17 protein-coding genes are annotated in these 22,998 nt (G+C 71.2%); 1 reads left to right on the forward strand and 16 read right to left on the reverse strand.

Annotated elements, in window-relative coordinates; genetic code table 11:
* The 13 genes from ACFWYW_RS40305 to ACFWYW_RS40365 all read right to left on the reverse strand — a co-directional run.
* A partial coding sequence (locus tag ACFWYW_RS40305) for a hypothetical protein (RefSeq protein ID WP_379641238.1) occupies positions 1-299 on the reverse strand: 299 nt, incomplete at its 3' end.
* Positions 292-846, reverse strand: coding sequence for a hypothetical protein (locus ACFWYW_RS40310; protein WP_379625076.1), 555 nt, complete (start codon positions 844-846; stop codon positions 292-294). The genes ACFWYW_RS40305 and ACFWYW_RS40310, both read right to left, overlap by 8 nt.
* Positions 843-11,942: a hypothetical protein gene (locus ACFWYW_RS40315; protein WP_379625074.1), complete on the reverse strand. Its 11,100-nt coding sequence runs from the start codon at positions 11,940-11,942 to the stop codon at positions 843-845. The genes ACFWYW_RS40310 and ACFWYW_RS40315 overlap by 4 nt, the downstream gene beginning before the upstream one ends.
* A gap of 27 nt (positions 11,943-11,969) precedes the next feature.
* On the reverse strand, positions 11,970-12,320 hold the full coding sequence (locus ACFWYW_RS40320; RefSeq protein WP_379625072.1) for a hypothetical protein: 351 nt from the start codon (positions 12,318-12,320) through the stop codon (positions 11,970-11,972).
* A complete protein-coding gene (locus tag ACFWYW_RS40325; protein WP_379625070.1) occupies positions 12,317-12,721 on the reverse strand; it encodes a YbaB/EbfC family nucleoid-associated protein in 405 nt (134 codons plus the stop codon). Before ACFWYW_RS40325 ends, ACFWYW_RS40320 begins: the two co-directional genes overlap by 4 nt.
* Before the next feature lie 85 nt (positions 12,722-12,806).
* Positions 12,807-13,190 (reverse strand): hypothetical protein, encoded by a 384-nt coding sequence (locus tag ACFWYW_RS40330; protein ID WP_379625068.1) that lies wholly within the window; start codon positions 13,188-13,190, stop codon positions 12,807-12,809.
* Entirely contained in the window at positions 13,187-14,053 is an 867-nt protein-coding gene (locus ACFWYW_RS40335; RefSeq protein ID WP_379625066.1) for an SseB family protein, read from the reverse strand. The genes ACFWYW_RS40330 and ACFWYW_RS40335 overlap by 4 nt, the downstream gene beginning before the upstream one ends.
* Positions 14,054-14,058: 5 nt before the next feature.
* A complete protein-coding gene (locus ACFWYW_RS40340; RefSeq protein WP_379625063.1) occupies positions 14,059-14,616 on the reverse strand; it encodes a GNAT family N-acetyltransferase in 558 nt (185 codons plus the stop codon).
* 17 nt (positions 14,617-14,633) lie between these two features.
* Positions 14,634-15,551: a carbohydrate ABC transporter permease gene (locus ACFWYW_RS40345; RefSeq protein WP_379625061.1), complete on the reverse strand. Its 918-nt coding sequence runs from the start codon at positions 15,549-15,551 to the stop codon at positions 14,634-14,636.
* Positions 15,551-16,489 carry a carbohydrate ABC transporter permease gene (locus ACFWYW_RS40350; protein ID WP_379625058.1) on the reverse strand — a complete coding sequence of 313 codons (939 nt, stop codon included), beginning with the start codon at positions 16,487-16,489 and terminating at the stop codon, positions 15,551-15,553. The genes ACFWYW_RS40345 and ACFWYW_RS40350 overlap by 1 nt, the downstream gene beginning before the upstream one ends.
* Position 16,490: 1 nt before the next feature.
* Positions 16,491-17,864 carry an N-acetylglucosamine/diacetylchitobiose ABC transporter substrate-binding protein gene (gene ngcE, locus ACFWYW_RS40355; RefSeq protein ID WP_379625056.1) on the reverse strand — a complete coding sequence of 458 codons (1,374 nt, stop codon included), beginning with the start codon at positions 17,862-17,864 and terminating at the stop codon, positions 16,491-16,493.
* A 12-nt stretch (positions 17,865-17,876) separates the two neighbouring features.
* The gene (locus ACFWYW_RS40360; protein WP_379625054.1) at positions 17,877-18,611 is read right to left on the reverse strand and encodes a sugar isomerase domain-containing protein; all 735 of its coding nucleotides are present in this window, start codon (positions 18,609-18,611) and stop codon (positions 17,877-17,879) included.
* On the reverse strand, positions 18,612-19,481 hold the full coding sequence (locus tag ACFWYW_RS40365; protein ID WP_379625052.1) for a MurR/RpiR family transcriptional regulator: 870 nt from the start codon (positions 19,479-19,481) through the stop codon (positions 18,612-18,614).
* Positions 19,482-19,561: 80 nt separating this feature from the next.
* Between ACFWYW_RS40365 and ACFWYW_RS40370 the strand changes: the two genes are divergently transcribed.
* Positions 19,562-20,503, forward strand: coding sequence for an N-acetylglucosamine kinase (locus tag ACFWYW_RS40370; RefSeq protein ID WP_379625050.1), 942 nt, complete (start codon positions 19,562-19,564; stop codon positions 20,501-20,503).
* Here ACFWYW_RS40370 and ACFWYW_RS40375 read toward each other — a convergent pair.
* Genes ACFWYW_RS40375 through ACFWYW_RS40385 form a run of 3 tightly spaced genes read right to left on the reverse strand, consistent with a single transcriptional unit; the run spans position 20,493 to position 22,933 of the window.
* On the reverse strand, positions 20,493-21,335 hold the full coding sequence (locus ACFWYW_RS40375) for a hypothetical protein (RefSeq protein ID WP_379625048.1): 843 nt from the start codon (positions 21,333-21,335) through the stop codon (positions 20,493-20,495). The genes ACFWYW_RS40370 and ACFWYW_RS40375 overlap by 11 nt on opposite strands.
* Positions 21,332-21,862, reverse strand: coding sequence for an RNA polymerase sigma factor (locus ACFWYW_RS40380; RefSeq protein WP_379625046.1), 531 nt, complete (start codon positions 21,860-21,862; stop codon positions 21,332-21,334). Before ACFWYW_RS40380 ends, ACFWYW_RS40375 begins: the two co-directional genes overlap by 4 nt.
* 39 nt (positions 21,863-21,901) lie before the next feature.
* A complete protein-coding gene (locus tag ACFWYW_RS40385; RefSeq protein WP_379625088.1) occupies positions 21,902-22,933 on the reverse strand; it encodes an acetyl-CoA acetyltransferase in 1,032 nt (343 codons plus the stop codon).
* Positions 22,934-22,998: the final 65 nt, after the last annotated feature.

A 22,998-nucleotide genomic window follows, 5' to 3' on the forward strand; every position in this document is an offset into this window, starting at 1 on the left:
TCTTCGCCGCCGGGTCCGGCGGCGAACTCGAGGTCCTCGGCGAGGGCGCGGCGCGCGTGGACGCCGGCGACCACCACCCACTGCCCGGCGTCGATCAGCCGGGAGATGCCGGGGCCGAAGCGCAGCTCGTTCTGGCGCGCGACCCGCTCCCCCTCGTAGGACACCTCGACCTCGATCGTGCCCAGGCGCAGCGTCCAGGCGTCCTCGCCCGCCTCGGGTTCCGACGTCTCGCCGCCTTCGGGGACGGCCAGGTCGAGGTAGACGTAGCCCTCGGCCAGCGATCTGGCCCGCTCAGGCATACTCGGCCACCAGGTTCCGGTAGGTGTCCCTGACGATGAGCAGGCGGTCGAGGTCGAACCGGCCGGGCTCGCGGGCCAGCAGCTCGAGCCCGCGATCGGACCAGAAGGCCGTCTCCGGCACCGTGTCGTCGCCGGGGCGGATGAACTTGACGACCTCCTCGACGGCGGCGGCGGCGATCGACAGCGCCCTTCTGGCCTCGGCGGAGTCGTCCACGGGCACGTTGCCCGCGCTCAGGTCGGCCACCCACAGCCATTCGCCGGCGTCGAGCAGCTCCGACGGCTCGGGGCCGCCGAAGGTCGGGTAGCCGGCCGGGATGACGGGCCGCGCGGGCAGGCCGAACAGGAACTCGCGCTCGGCGCCGCAGCCCTGGCAGCGCCCGGCGTAGCGGTCGGCGCGCTCGCCCTCGGCCTCCACCAGCCCCCGGCTCCAGGTCGTCTCGACGGAGCCGCACCGCTCGCACGGGTTCAGGTCGAGGTAGAGGTGCGCCTCGTCCCTCGTCCGCGCCACCGCGAATCCCATGGCCGTCCCTTCGTCCGCCTCCATCATGGCGCATCCACCCGATCGGCCGGGACGGGGAACTCCTTGTCGCGGTACCGGTACCCGCACACGCAGGGCTCGTCATCCGGGCACAGGCACTCGTAGAGGTAGTAGCCGGTGCCGTTGGCGAGCCGGCGGGCGTGCTGGGCCCGGTCGGTCGGCGGCGTGCCGCCGTCCAGGAGCTCGCGGATCGACTGGACGACGGAGACGCGCTCGTCGACGCGCCCGCGCCCGTCGACGAGCCTGACCAGTGCCTCGTTGAGCTCGGACGGAAGCCGGCCGCGCAGGTGCGGGCCGTCGCCCACGCCCAGCGAGTTCGCCATCTCCACGAGCACACGCAACCGCGCCGGTCTCTGGTACGGCGTGGCCGCGTCGACCTGGCGCACCGCCTCCCGCAGCCGGGCGATCGCCTTGTGGTCCTCCACGGACAGCGTGGTGGGGGCGGTGGCCGGGTCGGCGGGCGGGTCGCGCCTGAGCATGGGGGCGCCGGCGGGCACACCCTGCAGCGCGACGATCAGGCCGGCCGCCGCTCCTGCGGCGGCGCGCTCGATGGCGCCGAACGAGCCGAGCGCGGCCACGTGCAGGCGCGCGACGCCCCGGTGGACGTTCACGGTGAGCGGCTCGCCGCGGGTGGCCCGGTGGGAGGTCAGCTCGACGGCGAGCGGCGGCTGCCCTGGGAGGACGAGGTCGAGGAGGGCGTCGCCGTACACCTTGACCTCGGCCCCGGCCTGTTCCGCGGCGCGGGCGGCGGCCGCGGCGGCGGCCCGGACGGGCGGGATCGCGGGCAGGCCGAAGACCGAGTACAGCGCGTTGACGTGGACGGGCGCGAGCTGTCCCGCGCGGGCGGCCAGGATCAGGCGGGTGCGCGCGCTGCCCTGGAACATGCCGGCCTTGAGCCCGGCCTGTTCCGCTGCCGCGCGCAGCTCGTTCTCGCGCTGGGCGCGCAGCGGCTTGGGGGCGTCGGCGAGCGCCCGTACCGCGGTCCTGACGCGCACGAGCGCGGGGACGTCGTCGGCGCCGATCGCCGGGTCGGCCGGGAGGGCGCGGTCGTTCATGATGCCGCCCGGGGGCAGCCCCGCGGTCTGCTCGGCGATCCGCGTGGCGGTCGTGAGCAGGACGTCGGTGGCGTTGAAGGCGGAGACCTCCAGCACGAGCCGGCCGGGCAGGCCGAGGCTCGGGTAGGCGTCCACCTGGCCGGGCGGGACGTCGGACTTGGAGACCAGCAGTTCCATGCTGCCGCCCGGCCACTCGACGGTGAAGCGGCCCGGTCCCGCCGGGGTGATCGAGGTGACGCCCGCGGCGTTGGCCAGGCGGTCCAGCCCGCCCGGCGAGGTGTCGAGCGCGCCGATCGCGGTCGCGGAGTCGACCACCGGGCCGGCGCCCGTGTTGAGCAGGTCGGCGATCGAGCCCTGGCGCGGCACGGTCTTCACGCGCGGGCCGTCGCCCCACGGCGGTGGCGGCGCCGGGTGGCCCCTGGCCTCGATGTCGGCGGCGATCGCCTCGATCGCCTGGGCCAGGTTGAGCTGGGCCACCGCGTCGGTGGCCCGGTTCCACAGGCCGGACAGGTGGGCGTGCTCGTGGAGGCGCGGGGTCAGGCAGTGGTCCTGGCCCTCGCGCAGGTGCTCGCTGGGCAGGAACGTGCGGACCACGCCCTGGACCCGGCCCTCCTGGTTGGCGATCTCCTCCTGAAGGGCGTGGCTGATCTCGTGCACCAGCGTGGACTCGACGGCGTACGGGTGCAGCCTCGGCCGGATCACCGCCAGGAGGGCGTCGTCCTGGGTGGCGCCGGTGGAGATCCGGGCGTTGTCGGCGGCGCCGGGGTCGCCGATCGTGAAGCGTACGTACAGGATGCCGTGCTTGGAGGTGACGACCTCCATGGTCTGGCCGTCGGCCAGCCAGCGCAGGGCGGTGACACCGCCGCCGAAGGAGCTCGGCGTGAGCTGGATGGCCTTCAGCTCGTCGTGGTCCAGGTCGGGCATGGAGGCCGGGCGGGCGTCGACGGCGAACGGCGAGCCGGGCAGGGCGGGAGACGGCGCGGACGGGCCGGGGGTTCCCGGCGCGGACGTGGCGGACGGACCGGGCGAGGCCTGGGCGGCGCTGCCGGCCGCGGGAGACCCGGCGGCGGGGGTCCCTGAGGCGGGCTTCGCGGAGGCGGGCGGGAACGCCGGAGCGGGGGTCTCGTACGAGATCTTGCGGTTGTCCAGCTCGGCCCGGATCTTGTCCGACAGCGTGCCTTCCACGGGTGAGGTGTGGAAGAGGTGACGCAGGTCCACGTTGTGGTCGCGGGCGATCTGGACGAGGTGGTCGGGCACGGTGCCGAACGCTTCGGCGAACCCGAGGTCCCGCTCGTCACTGCGGACGCTGCCGTCGGGCCCGACCAGGTAGCCGCGCACGGTGCCGTCGTGCTCGGTCACCGTGAGATGGATGGAAACCTGCTCATCGAAGGCCTTCCGCCTGGCATCGACCAGCGGGCCGAGTGGGTCGGCGGCCGTGGCCTGCTTGTGCGTGGACACCGTGCCGTCCGCCGCAGGGGCCGGAGTGAAAGCCCAGCCCGACCCGAGCGGCACGCCGGCTTCGACGTCGGCCATCATGGCCGCGTAGTCGCCCTCGAACATGGCGACGACGACGGTGGCGGTGCCCACGTTGGGGATCTCGTCGCGTTTGCCGTACTTCACGCGCCCGCGGATGCTCCGCTTGACCCGCGTCAGCGTCGCGTCGTAGGCGACGTGGAGCTCCACCTTGATCAGCTTGCCGCGCTGGTTGTCGGTGCCCTCGTCCCGGTTGCCCAGCGACGTGGTGACGCGGTCGCTGGACTGGTCTCCGACGGTGTAGCCGCCCTTCAGCGTGGTCACGGCCTCGCCGCCACCGACACCCCTGGTGAGGGGGAAGAGCTGGCTGCGGCCCGTGGACCCGCTGGCCATCCGCTGGAAGCGGGCGATGCGGCCGAGTTCGCGCGCGTCCAGGGGGCCGACGACGACCGCGCTCACGTGCGACCGCGCCCTGAAGCCGAGGTCGACGGCGGCGCCGGAGCCCGTGGTCCGGTTCAGCCGCCCATTGTTCAGGCCGCCCTCGCCCGCCATACGGCTGAACAGGGTCGCCAGCGCCAGGTCGTTGATCAGCGCCTCGATCTCGTGCATGCGCTCGCGCAAGGCGCGCTTGCTCAGGTACTTCTTTTCGACCAGCGCGGCGCCGACGTTCGTGGTGATCGTGTCGTCGGTGAGCAGCGTCTCGGTGGTCGCCATGACCGGCAGCCGGCGAACCGGCCGCGGGTCGATCTGTACCGTCGCGGGCTGGGTGGCGGGGGCGTTCTCCGCCGGCATCACCTCGTCGGACTCGATGAGACGGACCATCTCGACCTTGAGCTCGACAGGCTCCGTTGCGCGCCGCCCGGGGTGGAACACCTTGTCGGCCAGGCGGCGCGGGCCCTTCCTGAGCGCGGCGAAGCGCACCCGCTCGGGCCTGCGCTCCACCGAGATGGTCACCGTGCCGCTCTGCTTGACCCGGTGCATGTCGGCGGCGCCGCCGTAGCGCTCAACCGAGGTCTCCTGGCTGGAGTAGGAGCCCGAGCGGGAGCGGTTCCTGTCCGTGGACGCGGACATGTCCTGGCCACCCGAGGTCTCCGAGTCGGCGCCCTTGAGCTCCGTACCGAGGCTGCGGCCGACCGACTGGGTGACGCCGTCCTCCTCGTAGGTGTAGTCCTGGTGGAGGGGCACCTTGGTCTTCGTCCGGCCCAGGTCCTCCGCCTCGGGATTGAGCTTCATCTTGATCTTGATGATGAACCGCTCGGCCCTGCCCGTCGAGCCGACCCGCATCGTGAACGTGTCCGTGTGACCGCGGCCGAGCATGTTGTCGATCTTTCCGCGCCAGCGCTTGCCGGACAGCGAGCCGTCCAGCTTGTCCAGCACGGCCGGGTCGCTGAGCAGCGAGCCGGGCGCGATCTTCTCGATGGCGTCGCGGACCGCGTCGAAGATCTCGGTGCGCTCGCCGTCCTTGGTGAACGTGGCGCTGTCGATCTTGGTCATGCCCATCTGGGTGGCGATGTGCTTCGGCAGGATCACCTTGCGGACCTTCGCGGCCAGCTCGGCCGCCTTGGTCATGCGTGAGCCCTCCGGTTCCTGCTTCAGCTCGGCCATGCCGGGCAGCTTGGCCAGCGCTTCGTACAGGGCCTGGGGCGTGTGCCGGTCGGTCAGCGGGACCTCCTTTAGCCCCGCGCTGTCGTGCGCGCGCAGCTCCATGAGGTAGCGCTTGGCCAGCGGGACGGCGACCGTACGGTCGATCTCCAGGTTTCCGTCGAGGAAACGCTCCACGGCGTCGGCCAGTTGGTGCAGGGGCAGTTGCAGGTCGCCCTGCGCGTACATCCGCAGGACGACCTCCTCCGGCACCGAGAACAGGACGGTGCGGCCGTCCACGTTCACGGTCCTGATCTTGGCGCCGTCACCCGGGTCGAAGGCCGACATCGGGAACTCCGCCGAGGCGCGGAAGATGTACTGCTGGCCGATGTCGATCGTCAGCCGCTCGCGGCCCCAGATCAGCAGCCTGGAGGCGTTGCGGCCCTGGTTCCAGGAGGCGTTCGCGCCGGCGCTGGGGCCGAGACCGCCGTTGTCGGACTCCTGGTGGCCGAACTCGCCGCCGGCGTTGGGTCCGACGTTGGAGGACGTGCCGAGTGAGGTGCCCTGGCTGAACAACTGCAGGAAGATGTCGCCGATCACGAGCGGGCTCGACGTCAGGAACTCCATCTGGCCGAGCTTCCAGTCAAGCTTGAGCCACCCGTGCGCCGGCCCGAACCGCCCCTTCCCCCGTACGGCGAAGCGCGTCAGGTAGGGCGACTTCCTGAACGGGTGCGCCGAGACGTTGTGCACCCCGAGGAAGCCGGCGATGTGGTGGAAGGCGGGCGAGGCCCAGCCCATCAGCCGGGGCACGATCTGCCTGGCCGCGTCCAGGAAGCCGCGCGTGTCGACGTGGAGCAGCGTGGCCTGGTCGATCAGGTCCGCGGGGATCGGCTGCCACTCTCCCGGCGGACGGTCGGGGTCGAGCATCAGGTCGGTCGGCGTCATCATCGTGATGACCACGTCCGCGCGGGAAAGTTCCACCGCTTCCTTGCCCTCCTGCCGGAGGGTGACGATGATCTCGCCATCGGTTCGGGTGACGGCCATCTCCGTCGAGGTCTCGATGAGCGTCACGTCGTTGCCGGTGTCGCCCATGCTGGAGCCGCTGTTCTTGCTGACCCCGGCGCCGGCTCCGGTCCTGGCGCCGTACTTGGCGCCCTCGGTGTCCGGTTCAGGGGCGTGACCGGCGTTCACGCCGCCGTTGGCGTTGGTGGAACGGCCGTGTCCCGACGAGGCGACGCCGGTGTTGGAGCCGATGTTGAGCAGCGCCATCGCCCGTTTGTCGGTGGTGGCGACGATCTCGGTGGTGTCGAGCTTCGCCCTGAGGTCGACCTCGACGGTGAAGTGCTCGGTGGCGTGGAAGCGGCTGTTGATCGTCAGGTCGAAGTGGATGTTCTGCTGGATCGCCTGGTTGAGGCCGGTCCTGACGCGCAGGTTGGTCAGCTGGCTGGAAACCTCGACCAGGTTGTCGTACTGCGAGGCCGCCTTGAGCGCGTCGTCCGACGGGAAGACCGGCCGGCCGTTGACGATGGGGGGCAGCAGGCCGAGCCCAGTCAGGTTCTTGATCGTTTGTTCCAGAACCTGGGGAAGGTTCGACACCTCCCTGACCAGGGCGAACACCGCGTCCGGGATCTGGTGCGCATCATCGCCCTGCCAGATCGGCCGAGCCTTCTCGCCCTTCTTCTCCTCCTTCTCCCGGGCTTTCAGCTCCTTGGGGTCGTCGCGCAGGAGGATACGGCCCTGGCTGTCGCGGCGCGGGGTGCCGTCCCGCTTGTACCGCACGGCGGCGGGATCGAAGGGCAGGCCGGCGCGGGCCGCGTCCGACTCGGCCATGACCATGTGGAGTTCACCCGCGGTTTCTATCGTGTCGAGCGCCACGCCGCTCTCCAGCGTGATCCGCAGCTCGGCCGTGTAGCCGACGATGATGTTCTGCTGGTGCTCCATGCTGCGGTCCACCACGGGCTTGTACGCGGTACCGCCCGCGCTAACCCCCTCGGACCTGGACCTGCCGTGGCCGCTTCCCGCGCCCCACTTACCCTCGGCGCTGGTGTTCAGGAGCTCTCCGGCCTCCTCGCCGAGGTCGTCGAACACCTGCTCGGTGCTGACGGAGCCGTCGACGGAGTACCCGAACGACTGGCCGCCGTTCGCGGTGGTCACCGCTACGCCCAGGTCCTCCCTCCAGCGCTCGTCGGTCGAGACGCCAACCCGGCGGGCCTGGCCGTACACGGGGGTCGTGACCACTTCCACGCGCGCGTACGGGCGGCCGTTCCTGGTGAGCTGCGCCTGCACGCCGGAGTTGATGGAGTTGGCCATCTGGCTGTGCCACTTCTCGTACAGGAAGGTACGCAGCTGGTGGCGCAGGTCGGTGCCGATGCCGGCGGCGCTCCCGAGCGCCGTGACGGCCGCCTCGAACATGTCCTCGGTTCCGCTGATCCCGAGCAGCAGGTGCGGAGGGAATCCGTCGACCAGGTTGGAGACGCCGGGGAACCTGGCCTCCAGCTCCGCCATCGTGATGGACTTGCCGTCGGAGCGGTCGGTGTGCGCCATGCCCACCCACATCCGCACGTCCTTGGCGTCGCTCCTGGTCCCGGTATTGACCGAGTCGACGCTCTTCCAGCCGTCCTTCTGGGAGGTGCGGATGTCGATCTGCCACTCGGCCTCGGCGGCGAACAGGGTGGACTCGCCGCGGTTGTCCTCGACCGCGCCGCCGACTACGTGGTCGGTGGAGCTGCCGTTCACCGAACGGGTACGGGAGTAGTTGAAGTCGGCGCCCGGACCGGACGTCCTGATCACCGCTTCGATGGCGTCTCTGACGTCGCTGCCCTCGGGCAGGAGCTTCACGAACGGCAGCAGGCCCTTCGCCTTCCCGCCGAGCTTCAGGGCGTGCGCGCGGGCGAAGGCGGCCGCGACCGTCAGCCCGCCCTGCGGCAGGCGGCCGACCATCATCTCGGAGGCGTTCGCCGCGTGCCCGAGAACCTCGACCAGTTCCTTGGTCGACAGCTTGACCCGAAGCTCGCCCTGGTGGTGGACGCCGACCCGCAGGACCGCGCCCTCCGTCGTCACCAGCCGCCGGAAGTGGGCTTTCAGCACCCTCTGGAGCTGGTCGGGGGTGAAGGTCTGGTCGATCTTCTGGGCGCGCATGGCCGCGTTGAGCCGCTCGGTCAGCCTCGTGATGTGCGGCAACCTGTCGGTCACCATCGCGTTCGGCAGGATCTCCCGGTCGGGTACCGCCTTGCGCAGCGCCGCGTCGTAGGCGTCGAGCAGGTTCTTGGCCTCCGCCTCCGTGTCGGCCAGCGCGCTCGCGGCCGCGGCCACGACGCCGGGGGTGGCGCTCTTGTGCCAATCCAGGTCGGCGGCCAGCTTCGCGTAGCCCTCCTGCGCCGCCTTCGCGGCGTCCCGCGCCTCGGTGTAGGCGGCCACGATGCGCTGGTGGCGCTCCTGAATCTCCCGGTGCTTCTTCAAGTCCGCCCTCGCCCGCCGCTCGCGCTCGGCGGCGAACTTGTCGCGCTCGTTCCGGGCCTTCTTCACCTCCTTCCTGGCGTCCTGTTTATCCTTTTTCGCCTGCTCTGCCGTTTTCTCGTGCGAGGCGATCCGCGCGTCCAGGCCGGCGACCGCCTGGGTCAGGGCGTCGGCCTGCTCCTGGGCGAGCCGCGCGGAGGCGGCCGCCGGAGTCTCGGGGGCGGGCGGCGGCGGTGGGCGTACGCCCTGGTCACCGGTCTGTTCCGGGGACACCGGCGGGCTCGCGCCACGGCGCGTCAGGTCCTCGGCGATGACCTGGATCAGGCCGAGCAGGTCGCGCTGCTTGGCCGGGTCGTTCGTCTCCAGGTAGCGCCTGGCGAGGTGGCGGTGCTCGTTGTAGCGGGCGGCGACACACGCGTCGGTGGTACGGCCGGCCAGCCGGTCCAGGGTGTTCCTGATCACGCCCTGCCTCGGGGGCGCGGCCAGGTCCTGCAGCGCGTGGGTGATCTCGTGAACCAGCGTCGTGGAGACCAGGCCGGGGTGCAGGCGCGGCGACAGGTGCACCACGTGGGGGTCGGCGGCGGTGCCCACGCCCACCGTGACGGTGGCGTGGGTGTCGAGGCCCGGCCGTTCGTAACGCACCTCGAAGTGCTGGGTGCCCTGGCCATCGCTGGTCACCTGGATCTGCGGGCCGGAGGCCGACCACACGATCGAGCGGACGTCCCCGCCGAAGTCGCCGGGCTTGATCTCGTTGCCGGTGATCAGTGCCTTGACCTCGGGGTCGGCGAGGTCGTTGAGCGGGGTGGGACGGGTGTCCGCGGCGAACGGCGTCCCCGGGACCGCCCGCGACGTGCGCGGACGGCGGCGTCCTGGCGGCGCGCCGGCCGGCGTCCTACGGGTGGTGCCCGGGGCGGGGGTCGTGGTCCGCGGGGTGCCGAGCGCCGTGACCCGCCTGGTCAGCTCGTCGGCGGCGGACTGGTGGTAGCCGGGGCTCAGCCCGAGGTCGGCCGTGGGGTTCTCCTCGGCGAGGGTACGCGCGCGGGTGCCGGGGTTGGCGGCGAGCACCGCCTCGGTCACCTCGGTCGCGGCCTGCCTGGTCTGCGGGGAGCGCTGGGTGAGGAGGGCCAGCGCGTCGAGCGCGCCCTCCGCCTCCGGCCGTCCGGTCGCCCGCGCCATCTCCGCGCCGAGCCACGCCGCCGCCTGCGCGCGCAGGCGGTCCTCGCGCGCGCCGTCCTTGGCGTTCTGCTGCAGCGACTGCGCGGCCTGGGCGAGCGCTTGAGCCGACAGTTGTACGGCCCGGCCGCCGTCGTCGGCCAGCAGCACACTGCCGTCCTGCAGCCAGAGGCCTTCTGGGGCCAGGTGGAGCAGAGCCTCGTCGATCGCCTGCTTGGCGGCGAGCTTGGCTTTCCGCTCCTGGGCGGGCGAGGAGGTGGTGCCGGCCGCCGTCGGATTGCCGGTCTGATTGCCCGTCTGGCCGCCTGTTTGATTGCCGCTCTGGGTGGTCTGCCGGCCGGTCTGCTGGGTGATTCCCGGGGCCGGGACCGGGGTGGGCGGCTGGCCGGGCTGCGAGGTGAGGGCGGGGTCCGGGGTGACACCGGGGGTCTGCTGCGCGCCGGGGTCCGGGCCCGAGGTGGCCGTCTGGGTCGCTCCGGGGTCGGGTGCCGGGGCGGCGTTGGGATCGGGGGCGGACGTCTGGCCCGTGCCGGTGGCCTGGCCCTGCGACGCGCCGGGGTCGGGGTTGGGCGCGGCCTGGGGGTCCGGCGCGGAGGCAGCGTTCGGTGCCTGGCTCGGCGCCGCGTTGGGGTCCGGAGCGGACGCGGCGTTGGGGGCGGCGGGTGCGGCGTTGGGGTCCGGGGCGGCTGGGGCGGCGTTCGGGTCGGGGGTGGGCGCGGACGCGGGGGCGGCGTTCGGGTCGGGAGCGGCTGGGGCGGCGTTGGGGTCCGGGGCGGGCGGCTGGGCCTGGTTCTGGCCGGATCCGGTGGGCTGGCCGGCCCCCGGGTTCGCGGCCGGGTTCTGCGACGTGTTGGGGGCTTGGGGTTGGGGCGTGCTGGGAGCCTGGGGTTGCGGCGCGTTGGGGTCGGGGGCGGGGGCCGCGTTGGGGTCGGGCTGGGGGGCCGCGTTCGGGTCGGGATGGGGGGTGTTCGGGGCGGGCTGGGTGGTGGTGTTGCGGCCGGTGCGCGTGGCGGGGTCGGGGCTCGGCTGCTGCGGGTTCTGGCCGCTCTGGCCGCTACGGCCGGGTGAGCTCGGGCTGTTGGGGGTGTTCGGGCCGGTGCCGGGGGCGGTGTTCATGCCGCCGGTCGGTACCGGGCCGCCCGGCTGGTTGGTGCCGGGGCCGCCGCCGGTGCCCGGCGGAGATGACGGCGGCGGGGGCGTGTCGCCCGAGCGTGCCAGGTCGGCGGCGTTGGCCAGGTCGTTGGCCGAGGCCAGCGAGGACAGCGGGTGGGTCACCGCGGTGAAGACGTCGGGGTTGAAGGGGCTGATCGTCCCGGTACGGCCCACGCCGCCCATGAACGCCCCCAGCATGGCCTCCCCGGTGAACGGATTGCCCGGCGGCTGCTGGTAGACGAGCGTGTTGGCGGCCATGCTGCCCACCGGCGAGGCGAAGGCGTTGGTGATGCCGGTGGTCAGCGCCCGTCCGCCGAAGCCGGGCACGAAGCGGGTGACCCGGGAGACGGGCCTGGTCAGCCACATGCCGACCCCGGCGCCCACGCCCGCGCCGACGGCGGAGGCGGCGGTCTTCTTCCAGTCCCACTCGGTGCGCGTGCCCATCTTCATCTGCTGCCACTGGGCCATGGCGTCGATGAAGGTCTCTTCGCCGATCTCCTCGATGAGTTCCTTGCCGAGCGGCGTGGACAGCAGCCGCAGCAGCGCGGCGCGGCCGGTGGCGCCGCTGAGCACGGTGAGGCGGGCCAGGCCCGCGGCGCCGACCTCGCGCCCGGCCATGGCGGCGAGCCTGGACAGGATGCGGGTGATGGCGGCGCGCGCGGCGGTGGCGAAGGGGCCGACGAGCGGCGCGGAGGAGCCGGCGGTGAAGAACGCCACGAACAGGGCGATGGCGATGGCGACGACCGTGACCCAGAAGGCGACGTTGACGGAGAGCTTGGAGTACTGGGTCTCGATGGCGAAGTTGCCGGCCTCCAGCGAGCGGGCCTCGGCGTCGCGGGCGATGCCGACCATGCCGGCCTGCGGCCCGCACAACTCCTGGGCCCGCCCGACAAATCCGTACATGGAGGGGGTGGCGCAGCCGGAGACGATCTTCCTCGCGGCCCGGCCGGCGTCGTCGAGCTGGGCCGTGGCGCCGACGCCGAGATCAGCGTAGGACTGAGCGAGCTTGGACAGGGCGTGTTCGCTGGCCTTGGGCCACTTCTGGCCGCCCGAGAGCATGGGGATCAGCCAGTTGTTGACCCAGTCGGGGAGCGTCGAGTTCTCCCAGGCGGGCCGTACGTCTCTGTCGATGAGCGCCCAGCCCTGTGGCCGGCCGCCGCCCGCGCCCAGGACCTCGGACCCGGTGCCGGGCTGCCCGCCGCTGGTCGTCGTCACGCCGTTCCCGTCATCCGCTCCTCACTGTCAGACATCTTTGCTCTGGGCGCGGGCCAGCATTTCCTGGCCCATCCCGGTGTCGGTGGTGCGTACGTTGTCGACGACCTGACGGGCACGGTCCCCGGCGTCGCGTAACTGGTTCGGCAGGTCGGTGAAGCGGTAGACCATCTTGTACGGCCCGTCGTCCTGGAAGTGCTTCTGCCAGAAGGCCTTGCCCTCCAGGCCGTCGCCCCAGGGTGTGGTGGCGAGGCAGGCCCGTACCTCCGCGGCCAGCCGCTCGACCTCCCGCTCCATGTCGCCGGCCATCGTGGACCACTGGTTGATGCCCTCGTAGGCGACGGGCTTGTAGATCTCGATACCATGCTCGTCCCGGCTCATCTACGCCCGCCCATCTGATCGGCCAACTGGGCCATCACGGTTTCGAGGTCGCCGTCGAGATGCGCCTGCATCTGCTCGGCGGGGATCAGCGGCGAGAAGAGCTCCAGGAGCTGCTCGCGGACCTTCTCACCGGCCCGCTGGACGGTCTCGGTGATCGTGTCGGCGAGGGTCCTGGCGTCGGGGTGCCGGTAGATGCGCGGATCGAGGTCGAGCCTGATCAGCTCGCCGCGCGAGCCCACGGTGGCGTTGACGAGCCCGTCCCGCGACTTCTCCGTGACCTGCAACGACCTGGCTCTGGCGTGGAGCTCTGCCCCCTCGCTCTGGAGCCGCATGAAGGTCGTGCGGAGCTCGTCGGCGTAGGCCTGTAGTCCCGCGGCGTCCCTCTCGTTGGACGACTCCATTTCACCTCCCTGACCACACAGGTGTTAAGAGGTAGTTTCCGACACATGAACACCATTCGACAAGATCGGGGGAAAAATCCGGGACTCACGGGCTGATGTCGAGTGCCTGTTCGGTGGGTTCGCCGGTTTCCGCACGTGGGACCCAGCGCCGGTAGACGCCGCGCTCGGCGCGTTCCATCCCCAGGGCCACGGCCTCCGGCGCGGAGCCGCCCAGATACTCCAGCAACAACGCGTCCTCGCGCTCGTCGCGGACCAGGAACTCCCGCCCGCCCCACGTGCACACCGTGAACACCGCCCACAGGGCCTCGCACTCGGCCGCGGGCACGATCCTGACGTGGCAGCCCGGCTCGATCTCGGTGAAGCCATCGGCGGGTTCCTCGCAGCGCAGCCGTACCCAGACCTCCAGGGCGGTGGCGTCGGGGCTGGCGGGGTAGTCGGCGCCGCGCCAGCGCGCCCGGTAGCCGCTCACGCGGCCCGCCCGATCGCGAACCAGCGGCGCAGGTCGCCGTGGTAGACCGCGCGCCGGACCTCGGTTCCTGCGGTGGTCAGCTCCCAGATCTCCGCGCCGTGGGTGAGGGCCACGCCGTACACCTTGTATTCGCGGATCACCTGGTCGCGGTTGGGCACCAGGCCGAGCCCGACGAAGGGCGGCTCCTCGACGACCCACCCGGCCACCGCCTCTCTCCCCGCCTCGTCGGTCCCCCCGTACGGCGTGCGGTACATCTCCAGCCCGACCGGCCGCCAGCGCAGCAGGTTGAGCGTGCCTTCGGAGGTGAGGAAGCCCGGCTGCGCGAGCGCGTCGGCCAGTACGGCGGGCGTGGCGATGTGCGAGACGTCGAGGGCGTGGTGGCAGTAGCCGGAGACCCTGGGCTCGCGCTCGATCAGCAGGTCGTGGATCTCGGTCGGATGCAGGAGCTTCTGCACCACCGGCACGCCGGACTCCGGCGCGAGCGCAAGGTCCTGGACCATGGTGGGCACGGCGAGCCTGGCGACGGTGCCCGACTCCAGGTTGAAGTTGACGGTCATGCCGGGGTTGATCGCCAGCCCCCAGTGCGGGTCGGGCCAGCCCGCGGCCAGCTCGACCATGGAGACGATGCGGAAGTGCTCGGTGATCTGGCCGAACCCGGTGGCCATGGCCTCGGGCGAGGTGTAGGCGAGCACCCACGTACGCCCGTCCGCCTCGGCGGTCGGCCACACGATCGGCTCGGTGCCTTCGAAGGCCGCCCGCGACATCGGCAGCGCCAGGTCGGCGTCCTTCAGCAGGCTCAGGCAGAGCGCGGTACGCCCCTCCTCGAACGCCGCCCAGAGCCGTTCCTCGAAAGGCTCCTCCACCACCGTCACCCGAGCCCGTGCCGCTCGCCGAACTCCTCGGCCGTGATCCCGAACAGCACGATGTCGTCGTAGCGTCCCTGGTGGAAGCGGCCCCTGCGGCGGCGGCCCTCCTCGGTGAAGCCGAGATGCCGGTGCAGCGCCAGCGAGCCCGCGTTGGAGGCGTAGACGGTGGCGTCGCACTTCTGGTAGCGGCGCTCGCCGAACATGTACCTGAGCAGGATGACGACGGCCTCGGCGGCGTAACCGTGGCGCTGGTGGGCGCGGCCGACGGCGACGCCGTACTCGAAGGTGCCGTGGTGGGGGTCCACGGCGTGGGTGCTGATGGTGCCGACCGGCTGCCCGCCGGACCGCTCGGCGATCGCCAGGCGCAGGATGTCGGGGCCCTGGTCCTTCTCGGCCACTTCCTTGGCCCACTGCCTGGCCCGTTCCGCCGAGCGCGGCGGGTGGAGGCGGTCGCCGTTGCTCTGGTCCTCGGTGTTCTCGTCGAACTCCTTGAACGCCGCCCAATCCTCGGGCTCGATGGCGCGCAGCCGTACGCGCTCGCCCGTCCATGCCGAAGTCATGCACCCCATGATCCCCGCTATTTGAGCGCGCCCGTCGTCAGCCCCGACTGGATCTGGCGCTGGAAGACCGTGTACACGACGAGCATGGGCAGGATGGCCAGGGTCAGGGCGGCGAAGAGCGCGGCCCAGTCCTGGTCGTAGCCGGCGGCGGTGGAGATGTCGGCGATGCCCTGGGTGAGCACCCACTTGTCGCGCTCCTGCAGCAGCACCAGGGGCAACTGGTACTGGTTCCACTGGCCCAGCACGTTGAAGATCGTGATGCTGATCAGCCCGGGTCTGGCCATCGGCATCATGATCTGGAAGAAGACCCTCGTGTGCGAGGCGCCGTCCACCAGGGCCGCCTCGGCCACCGCCGTCGGCAGCGTACGGAAGAAGGCGGCCAGGAAGAAGATCGTGAAGGGCATCGAGTACGCGATGTAGACCAGCACCAGCCCCGCATGGGTGTTGAGGCCGATGAAGGGGCCGACCAGCGGCACGTTGCCCATGTTCTGCACGACGAAGAACAGCGGCGTCAGGGCCAGGTAGACCGGGAAGGCCAGGCCGGACACGAACATCAGGTAGATGGCCCGGTTGCCCTTGAAGGGGTAGCGCGCCAGCACGTACGCGGCCATCGAGCCGATCAGCATCGTGCCGAACGTGCTGAAGGAGACGACGACGACGCTGTTGAGCATGTACTGCCCGATGTTGGCCTGTTCCCAGGCGCGGGCGAAGTTGTCCCAGCGCAGGGAGGCCGGCAGCGACCAGGCGTCGCCGAAGATCTCGTCCTCGCTCTTCACCGAGGCGAGGAAGGTCCACACGATGGGCACCACGACGAGGACGGTCCAGATGAGCAGCGCCAGGTGGGTCAGCACGGACAGCGGGCCGAGCTGCCGTTTGCGCTCCTTCCTGGCGATCTTGCGGGAGTTCGCGACCGTCCACGAGATCAGCGTTGTCATTAATACTCGATTCGCTCACGCCGGGACAGCCGCAGCGACAGGATCGCGAAGCCGACGGTGAAGAAGAACATGATGACGCCGAGCGCGGAGGCGTAGCCGAACCTGAAGTACTGGAAGGCGTTGCGGTAGATCTCTGCGGCCATCACGGTCGTGGAGAAGTCGGGGCCGCCGTGCTGGTCGGTCATGACCCAGACGATGGCGAACACGTCGAGCGCCAGGACGCCCAGATACACCCAGGCCACCTGGATGGTGTCCCACAGCAGTGGCAGCGTGATGCGGAAGAACAGGCTGATCCGCCCGGCGCCGTCGATCTGGGCGGCCTCGAACATGTCGTTCGGGATCGAGGCGAGCCCGGCCGAGAACAGCACGACGTAGAAGCCGACGGCCTGCCAGACCATGACGCCGAGCACCGACCAGAAGGCGATCCCGGGATCGGACAGGAAGCCGATCGGCTTGACGCCGAGCGCCATCAGCGGGCCGTTCAGCATGCCGCTGCCGTCGGGCCTGAACACCTGCTGGAACAGCACGGCGACCACGGCCACGGCGAGCACCTGCGGGAAGAAGAACACCACCCGGTAGAAGCCGGAACCGGTGATCCCGCTGGTGCCCTTGGCCCCGCCCACATTGAGCAGGAAGGCGAAGAACAGCGCGATGACGATCGTCACGACCGGCAGCAGCACCAGCAGCGCCGCGTTGTGCGTGACCGCCTTCCAGAAGACGCTGTCGTCGAAGAGCCGCCGGTAGTTGTCCAGCCCGATGAAGTTCGGCGTGCCGGACACGCCCCGCCAGTCGGTCAGCGAGATCTGGAACGCCTGGATGTAGGGCGAGATCACATAGACCAGGTAGAGCACCACCGGCGCGACGAGAAAAGAGCCGATGAAGAGGGTACGGCGGTGCCGCTGAAACCACGACGGCACCGCTGCGGCCGGAACTCCCATGTCAGCGCTTGAATTTCTTGATCGAGGAGTCGCCCTTGATCTCGTCGGCCTTCTTCTGCATGCGCTCCAGGAACTTGTCGGGCGTCAGCCGCCCGCTCATGAGCTCGCCGGTCGCGGCGGCGCTCTCGTCCTTGAGCTGCAGGTACCAGGCGTTCCACCGGAAGTAGACGGTGTTCTCCCCGGCGGCGGCGTAGGCCTCGGAGGCGCTCTTGACGCCGGTCGACAGCTGCATGCCCTCGCCGGCGCCCTTGACGGTGGGCACGGTGGAGACGAGCTGGCTGAACTCGCCCGCGGCCTTCTTCGACAGCATGGCCCGCAGGTACTCCATGCCGCCCTTGGCGTTGGCGGCCTTCGCCGGGACGATGAAGTTCTCGCCCGGCTGCGTGTGGAGGGCGCCGTGCGGGAGCTTGTCGGAGCCGGTGACGTCGGGGACGGGGAACATCGCGTAGTCGAAGCCGGGCGGGGTGGTGGTGCGCTGCTCGTTCTCCAGCCAGGAGCCGGAGGGGAGCATGGCGACCTGGTACTTGTTCTGCGCGGTCTGGGTCTGCACGTGGTCGAGCCCGGCGGTGCCCTCCATCAGGTACTTGGCGCCGATCTCGGCCCAGCGGGTGGCCGACTCCTTGAGCGCCTCGGCCTTCCAGGCGCCGTCCTCCAGGTTGTCGAGGTTGAGCAGGATCTCCTTGCCGCCGATCTTCGCGGCCGTGACGAGGATCGGGTCGAGGGCGTAGCCGGGGTGCTTGCCGGCGTAGGTGAAGGGCGCCATCTTGCCGGACTTCTTGATCGCCTCGCAGAGCTTGATGAAGTCGTCCCAGGTCTTCGGCGCCTCCCAGCCGTTCTCCTTGAACGCCTTCATCGAGTACCAGATGCCGTAGATGTAGTTCACGTACCCGACGACCGAGAACTTGCCGTCGTAGGTGCCGATCTCGATCACGGCCGGGTCGAGCGTGTCGCGTACCTTGACCGCCGGGTCGTCCCAGCTCTCCATGTCCAGCAGCGGGGTCAGGTCCTGCAGCTGCCCGTCCTGGGCCAGGGCGCCGAAGTCCATGGCGTTGGCGCCGGAGTTGTCGATCACGTCGGGCGGGTTGCCGCCGGCGAAGCGCGGCTGCAGGACCTTCGTGATCTCCTTGGTGAAGTTGTGCTTGATCGCCACATCGGGATATTTGGTCTTGAACAACGGCTGGTGGATGTCCGTGGCGTACTTGTGCCCGAAGCCGCCGTCGAAGATCCAGACCTCCAGCGCCTTCGCGGCGCCGGGCGCGGTGCTCGCGGGCGTCTGGGGCGCCGGGGTGGCGCACGCGGCCAGGGCTCCGGCGACGGGGACGAGAGCGGCGCTGCGCAAGAGCTGGCGCCGGGAAAGTTGGGGGGTGTCGGACATTGCTATGACTCCTTATGCTCCGCGTCTGATGCGACCTGCGTAGCGGCTCTCCAGTGCCTTGTTGTGTTCGTCCCCGCCGGTCACGTTGACCGACAGGTAGACAGGGGGCGTCTCGCCGAGCGCGACCAGTTCCTCGACCGCGGTGGTGACGACCATCTGCGCGAGCAGCGCGGAGGTGACCGTCGAGACGGCGCCGTAGGCGCCGCCGCCGGGCAGTTCGAGGATGGCGTCGCCGTACGGCGAGCCGTTGTCGAGCACGACGTCGGCCAGGTCGAGCAGCTTGCGCCCGGACGGGTGCCGGGAGGGCATGGCGCTGCTGTGCTCGACCGAGGTGAGGGCGATCAGCGTGTGCCCGCGTTCCTTGACGATCCTGGCCAGCTCGACGACGGTGCCGTTGACGCCGGAGCTGGAGATCAGGACGAACACGTCCTGCGGTTCGACCGGCGCCAGGTCGTAGATCTGCTGGGCGATCTTCGGGTCGCGCTCCAGTTCGCTGGTGAGCACGCTGACGGGCTGCCCGCCGTACAGGACGAGGTCGCGGGGGCTGAGGCGGTTGCTGGGCACGAGGCCGCCGGCCCGTCCGGCGATCTCCATCGCGATGGCCTCGGAGTGGCCGGAGCCGAACGCGTTGACGACGCCGCCGCCGCGCAGCGAGGTCACGATGAGCCTGGCCGCCTGGCGCACCTGGTGCTCCTGGCGGGAGATCACGGACTTGGCCAGGTCCAGGACCTGTGTTGCGTACGACATTCAGCCTCTCTCGACTCTGTGGCTCTCGACCGCGCTGATCGTCCGCTCGAAGGCCTCGTTGGTGCGTTCGTAGGTGCGCTGGGCGACGGCGACGTAGACGGCGTCCAGGACGAAGAGCTGCGAGTGGACGGCGGCCAGCCCGCCGAGCCTGAACGTGGTCTCCCTGCTGGCCGTGGTGAGCACCTGGTCGGCCAGGTCGGCCAGCGGCGAGCGGGCGAAGGAGGTGACCGCGACCGTCAGCGCCCCGTGGCCGGACGCCTCGACCAGGGCCTCCATCACCTCGCGGGTACGCCCGCGGTGGCTGATGCCGACCGCCACGTCGCCCGGGGCGAGCAGGGCCGCGTCCGACAGCGCCACGTGCGCGTCGCACGCGCTCCAGCCCGGTATCCCGATGCGGCGTAACCTGCCTTCGAACATCGTCGCCACGTTACCGCTGGTGGAGACGCCGACCAGGAGGACACGGCGGGCGGCGACGATCGCGTCCGCCACGCGGGCGACGGTGTCGAGGTCGAGCTGGGCGGCGGTGTCCTGAATGAGCCGGGTGTCGGCGGCCGCCATGACCTCGATGGCCGTGTCGAGCGGGTCGTCGGGCCCGATCTCGTGGCCGACGCCCGCGCCCCAGCCGGCCTGCGCGGCCCTGCCGGTCTCGGTGGCGAGCGCCACGCGCAGCTCGGCGTAGCCGGAGAACCCGAAGGCCCGGCAGAACCTGGTCACGGTCGCGGGCGAGCTGCCCGCCCGTTCCGCCAGCGCGATGATCGTGGACCTCGCGGCCTCGGCCGGGTCGCCCAGAATCACCTCGCCCACGCGGCGTAGTGCTTCCGGCAATCCCGGCAATTCTGTCTCAACGCGCCCAAGGGCCCCTGAAGTCACGAATATTCCTTCCGAATACTCGGTCTTCAGGCGAAAATTATTCTTGCTTCTCGGTCGAGTCAAGACCCAAAATCGGGACCGTGACTCATTCGTTGGTCGTCGGCGTGGACGCCGGCGCGACCTCCACCCGCGTCGCCGTCCACACGCTCGACGGCGAGCGCGTCGGCTACGCGCGGGCGGGTGCGGGCAACCCCTCCGCCCACGGCGCCGAGAAGGCGGTGGCCAACATCGCCACCGCCCTGCGCGAGGCGCTGGCCTCGGCCGATGCCACCGCCGTGGTCGGCTCGCTGGCGGGCATCGCCGGCAAGCAGGACGTCATGGACGTCGAGCTCGCCCGGCTCTGGGCCGAGCACGGCATCCCCCGGGCGCCGGAGATGATCGGCGACGTGGCCATCGGCTACGTCGCCGGATCACCCGCCTCGGAAGGCTCGTTGCTGCTGTCCGGAACCGGGGCGATCGCCGCCCGAATCTCCGGCTACCGCCAGTCGGTCATCGCCGACGGGCTCGGCTGGCTGCTGGGCGACGCCGGCTCGGGCTTCTGGATCGGCCGCGCCGCCGCCAAGGCCGTCGTGCACGGCCTCGACCGCGGCGAGCCCGCCGGAGAGCTGTCCGAACTGGTCCTCACGCACTTCCTCGGCGCCGAGCGCGGCACGACCCCGCGCGCCACGGCCGACCGGATCGTACGGCTCGCGCAGGCCGACCACATGTGCCTGGCCGCCCTGTCCGCCCTGGTCAGCCAGGCCGCCTCGGCGGGCGATCCCATGGCCGGGAAGATCGCCCGCGAGGCGGCCGGGCAGCTCGTGGCCACCGTGCGCCGCGTGCACACGACCGGGCCCGTGGTGCTGGCCGGCAGCGTGCTCACCAACCCGGGGCCGGTGCGGCAGGCCGTACAGGAACTGCTGGGTGACACGCCCGTGCGCACGGCGCAGGACGCGGCGGGGGCGGCGGCGTGGCTGGCGGCCCGCGACCTGCTCGGGTCACGGGCCGCTGAGCTGCACGGGAGGTTCGTGGCTACTTCCTGATCACGTGCTCCTTGCTGACCAGGAGGCGGACCACTCCGAGCTGGGCGTCCTCGGCGTCCCAGACCCACCAGTCCTGGCCCACCGCCGCTGACTGGGCATTCGGGTTCATGGCGTGCCCGCCGTCGGGACTGGGCTCGACGATCTGGTAGACGACCTTGAGCCCGCGCCGCTCGGCTTCGGCGGCGACCTCGCTCACCTGCTTGTCCTCGACCTTGTACCCCGTCAGCGAGCCGCCGCCCTCCGTGGCCTGGTTGCCGTTGGCGTAGGGCTCGTTCGCCTTGGCGGGACGGCCGGCCTTGACCCACGCTCCGGACGTGTCCGGCGAGAGCGTGAGCACCATCGTGCAGTCCGGGGCGGTGATCTTGCAGTGCTTGGGCTCGCTGTCGATGGCGATGCTGCCCGGCCGGCCGGGGCCGCCGCCGTTGCCGATCTGGAAGATCTCGCCCACCGCGTCCGGCGTGGCGGGCTGGAGCTGGAGCTTGACCTCGAGCCCGACGGCGCGGAAGGCCTCTTCGTACTTGGCCGGGTCGGCGAACGGGTCCTTGATCCTGGCGACCCACATGCCGTTCTCGAGCTTGATGTCCATGGCCGCGTTGGCGTAGGAGGTGGCGCTGCCGGGCGTGTTGAGGATGCTCGGGCCGAGCACGACGGCGGCGGCCAGCGCCGCGGTGAGCACGCCCGCCGCGGCCAGGCGCTTCCACGGCAGGCGCCGCGGCTCCTTCACCGGCTCCTCCGAGATGATCGAGGCCAGCAACGCCCGCGCCCCCGCGCCGGACGCCTGACCCGCGAGATCCTCGTCGCTCACCCTGGCGAGCTGCCGCAACTCGTTCATGCTGACTCCATCGCGAGGTTGTGGGCGGTCACTCCGGCCTTGGACAGGGCTCGGGAGAACCGCTTGCGGGCGCGGTGCAGGCGGATGCGGACCGCGTTGCGGGACACGCCCAGGACCGTGGCGAGCTGGGCGTGGTCGAGTCCTTCCCAGGCGACCAGCGAGAGCAGCTCGCGGTCGTCGGCGTTCAGCTCGCGGAAGGTGCGGGCGATGGCGCCCAGCTCCACCGTGCTCTCCGGGGTGCGGGAGTAGAGGTCGGCGAGGTCGACGTTCAGCTCGGCGCTGCGCTGCTGCCTGCGGAGCTGGCCACGGCGGTGGTTGGCGAGGGTGTTGCGGGCGATGCCGTACAGCCACAGGCGGGCCTCGTCGCCGTCCGGGAGCCGGTCGGCGCGTCGCCAGGCGGTCGCGTAGGTCTCGGCCACGATGTCCGCCGCGTCCTCGGGGATCTCGCAGCGGCGCATGGCGTAGCCGAGGATCTGTTCGTAGGTCGCCGCGTAGATCGCGGCGAACCTGTCGGCTTGGGTGCTCACATCATGTCCATGTCGGAGATGCTCTGAGCATTTCAGGATTTATGGAGAGGTGAGGAGGGCGGCGCTGCCGTAGGAGCCGCCGAAGCCCGTCACCAGCGCCACCTCGCGGTCCTCCCGCAGCTCCCGTACGGCTTGCGCCACGTTGTTGAGCCCGTGCACGTACCCCTCGGAGAGCAGGCCGCCGTGCCGGTTCACCCAGGCGTGGCGGCGTTCCAGCAGGTAGCCGTCCAGATCCTCGGCCAGCCCGAAGTCGGCCAGTTGTCTCGGCACCAGCCACGAGTAGGCGTCGTAGAGCAGCGCGGCGTCCACGTCGGCCGGCTTCATGCCCGAGGCCCGCCACAACATCGGGGCGACGTGCCCGGAGAAGATCGCGCTGACGTCGGGGGCGCGGTCCATGGCCGAGCATCCCGGGCCGCCGCCGCGCACCACCGCGTGGACGCGCGGGCCGGCGAGTACGCCGCTGACGACCAGCGCGCAGGCCCCGTCGGTCTCCTGGCAGCAGTCGGCGGTGCGCAGAGGCGTGCACACGTACGGCTTGGCCTGGTAGTCCGCCCAGGTCAGGGGTTCGCGGCGGAGGGCACGCGGGTTGGTGGCGGCGTTGTCGCGCGACTGGGCGACGACGGCGTGCAGGTGCTCCTCGGTCAGGCCGGTGTCGTGGAGGTAGCGGGTGGCGGCCAGGGCGAACAGGGGGATGGGGCCGGCCATGCCGTACCGGCGGGTGAGCTCTTCCTGGGGGCCGGTGGAGGCGACGTTGAGCCGCTTGCCCGAGCGGCCGTTCAGCGCCCGATAGATCACGATATTTCGTGCCATACCGCAGTGGATCAGCATCGCGGCGTCGCCCAGGATGGAGGCGGCCTGGGTGCCGCCGCCCGCGATGTCGTTGTGCCAGCCCAGCCGTTCGATTCCCAGGGCCCTGGCGACCTGGACCACCGGGACGGAGTCGTTCATGTGGTAGCTGAGCAGGGCGTCCACCTCGGCTGGCTCGATCCCGGCGTCGCGGCAGGCGTCCCGGACGGCCTCGACGGCAAGATCCAGCTCGCTGCGGCCCGAGGCCCTGGTGAGCGCGGTCATCCCCACGCCCGCTATAGCCGCCCGGCCGGAGAAGGGCTGCACGTCACGGCTCCCTTCTCGAGCTT

The organism is Nonomuraea sp. NPDC059023 (assembly GCF_042740095.1).
Taxonomy (GTDB): domain Bacteria; phylum Actinomycetota; class Actinomycetes; order Streptosporangiales; family Streptosporangiaceae; genus Nonomuraea.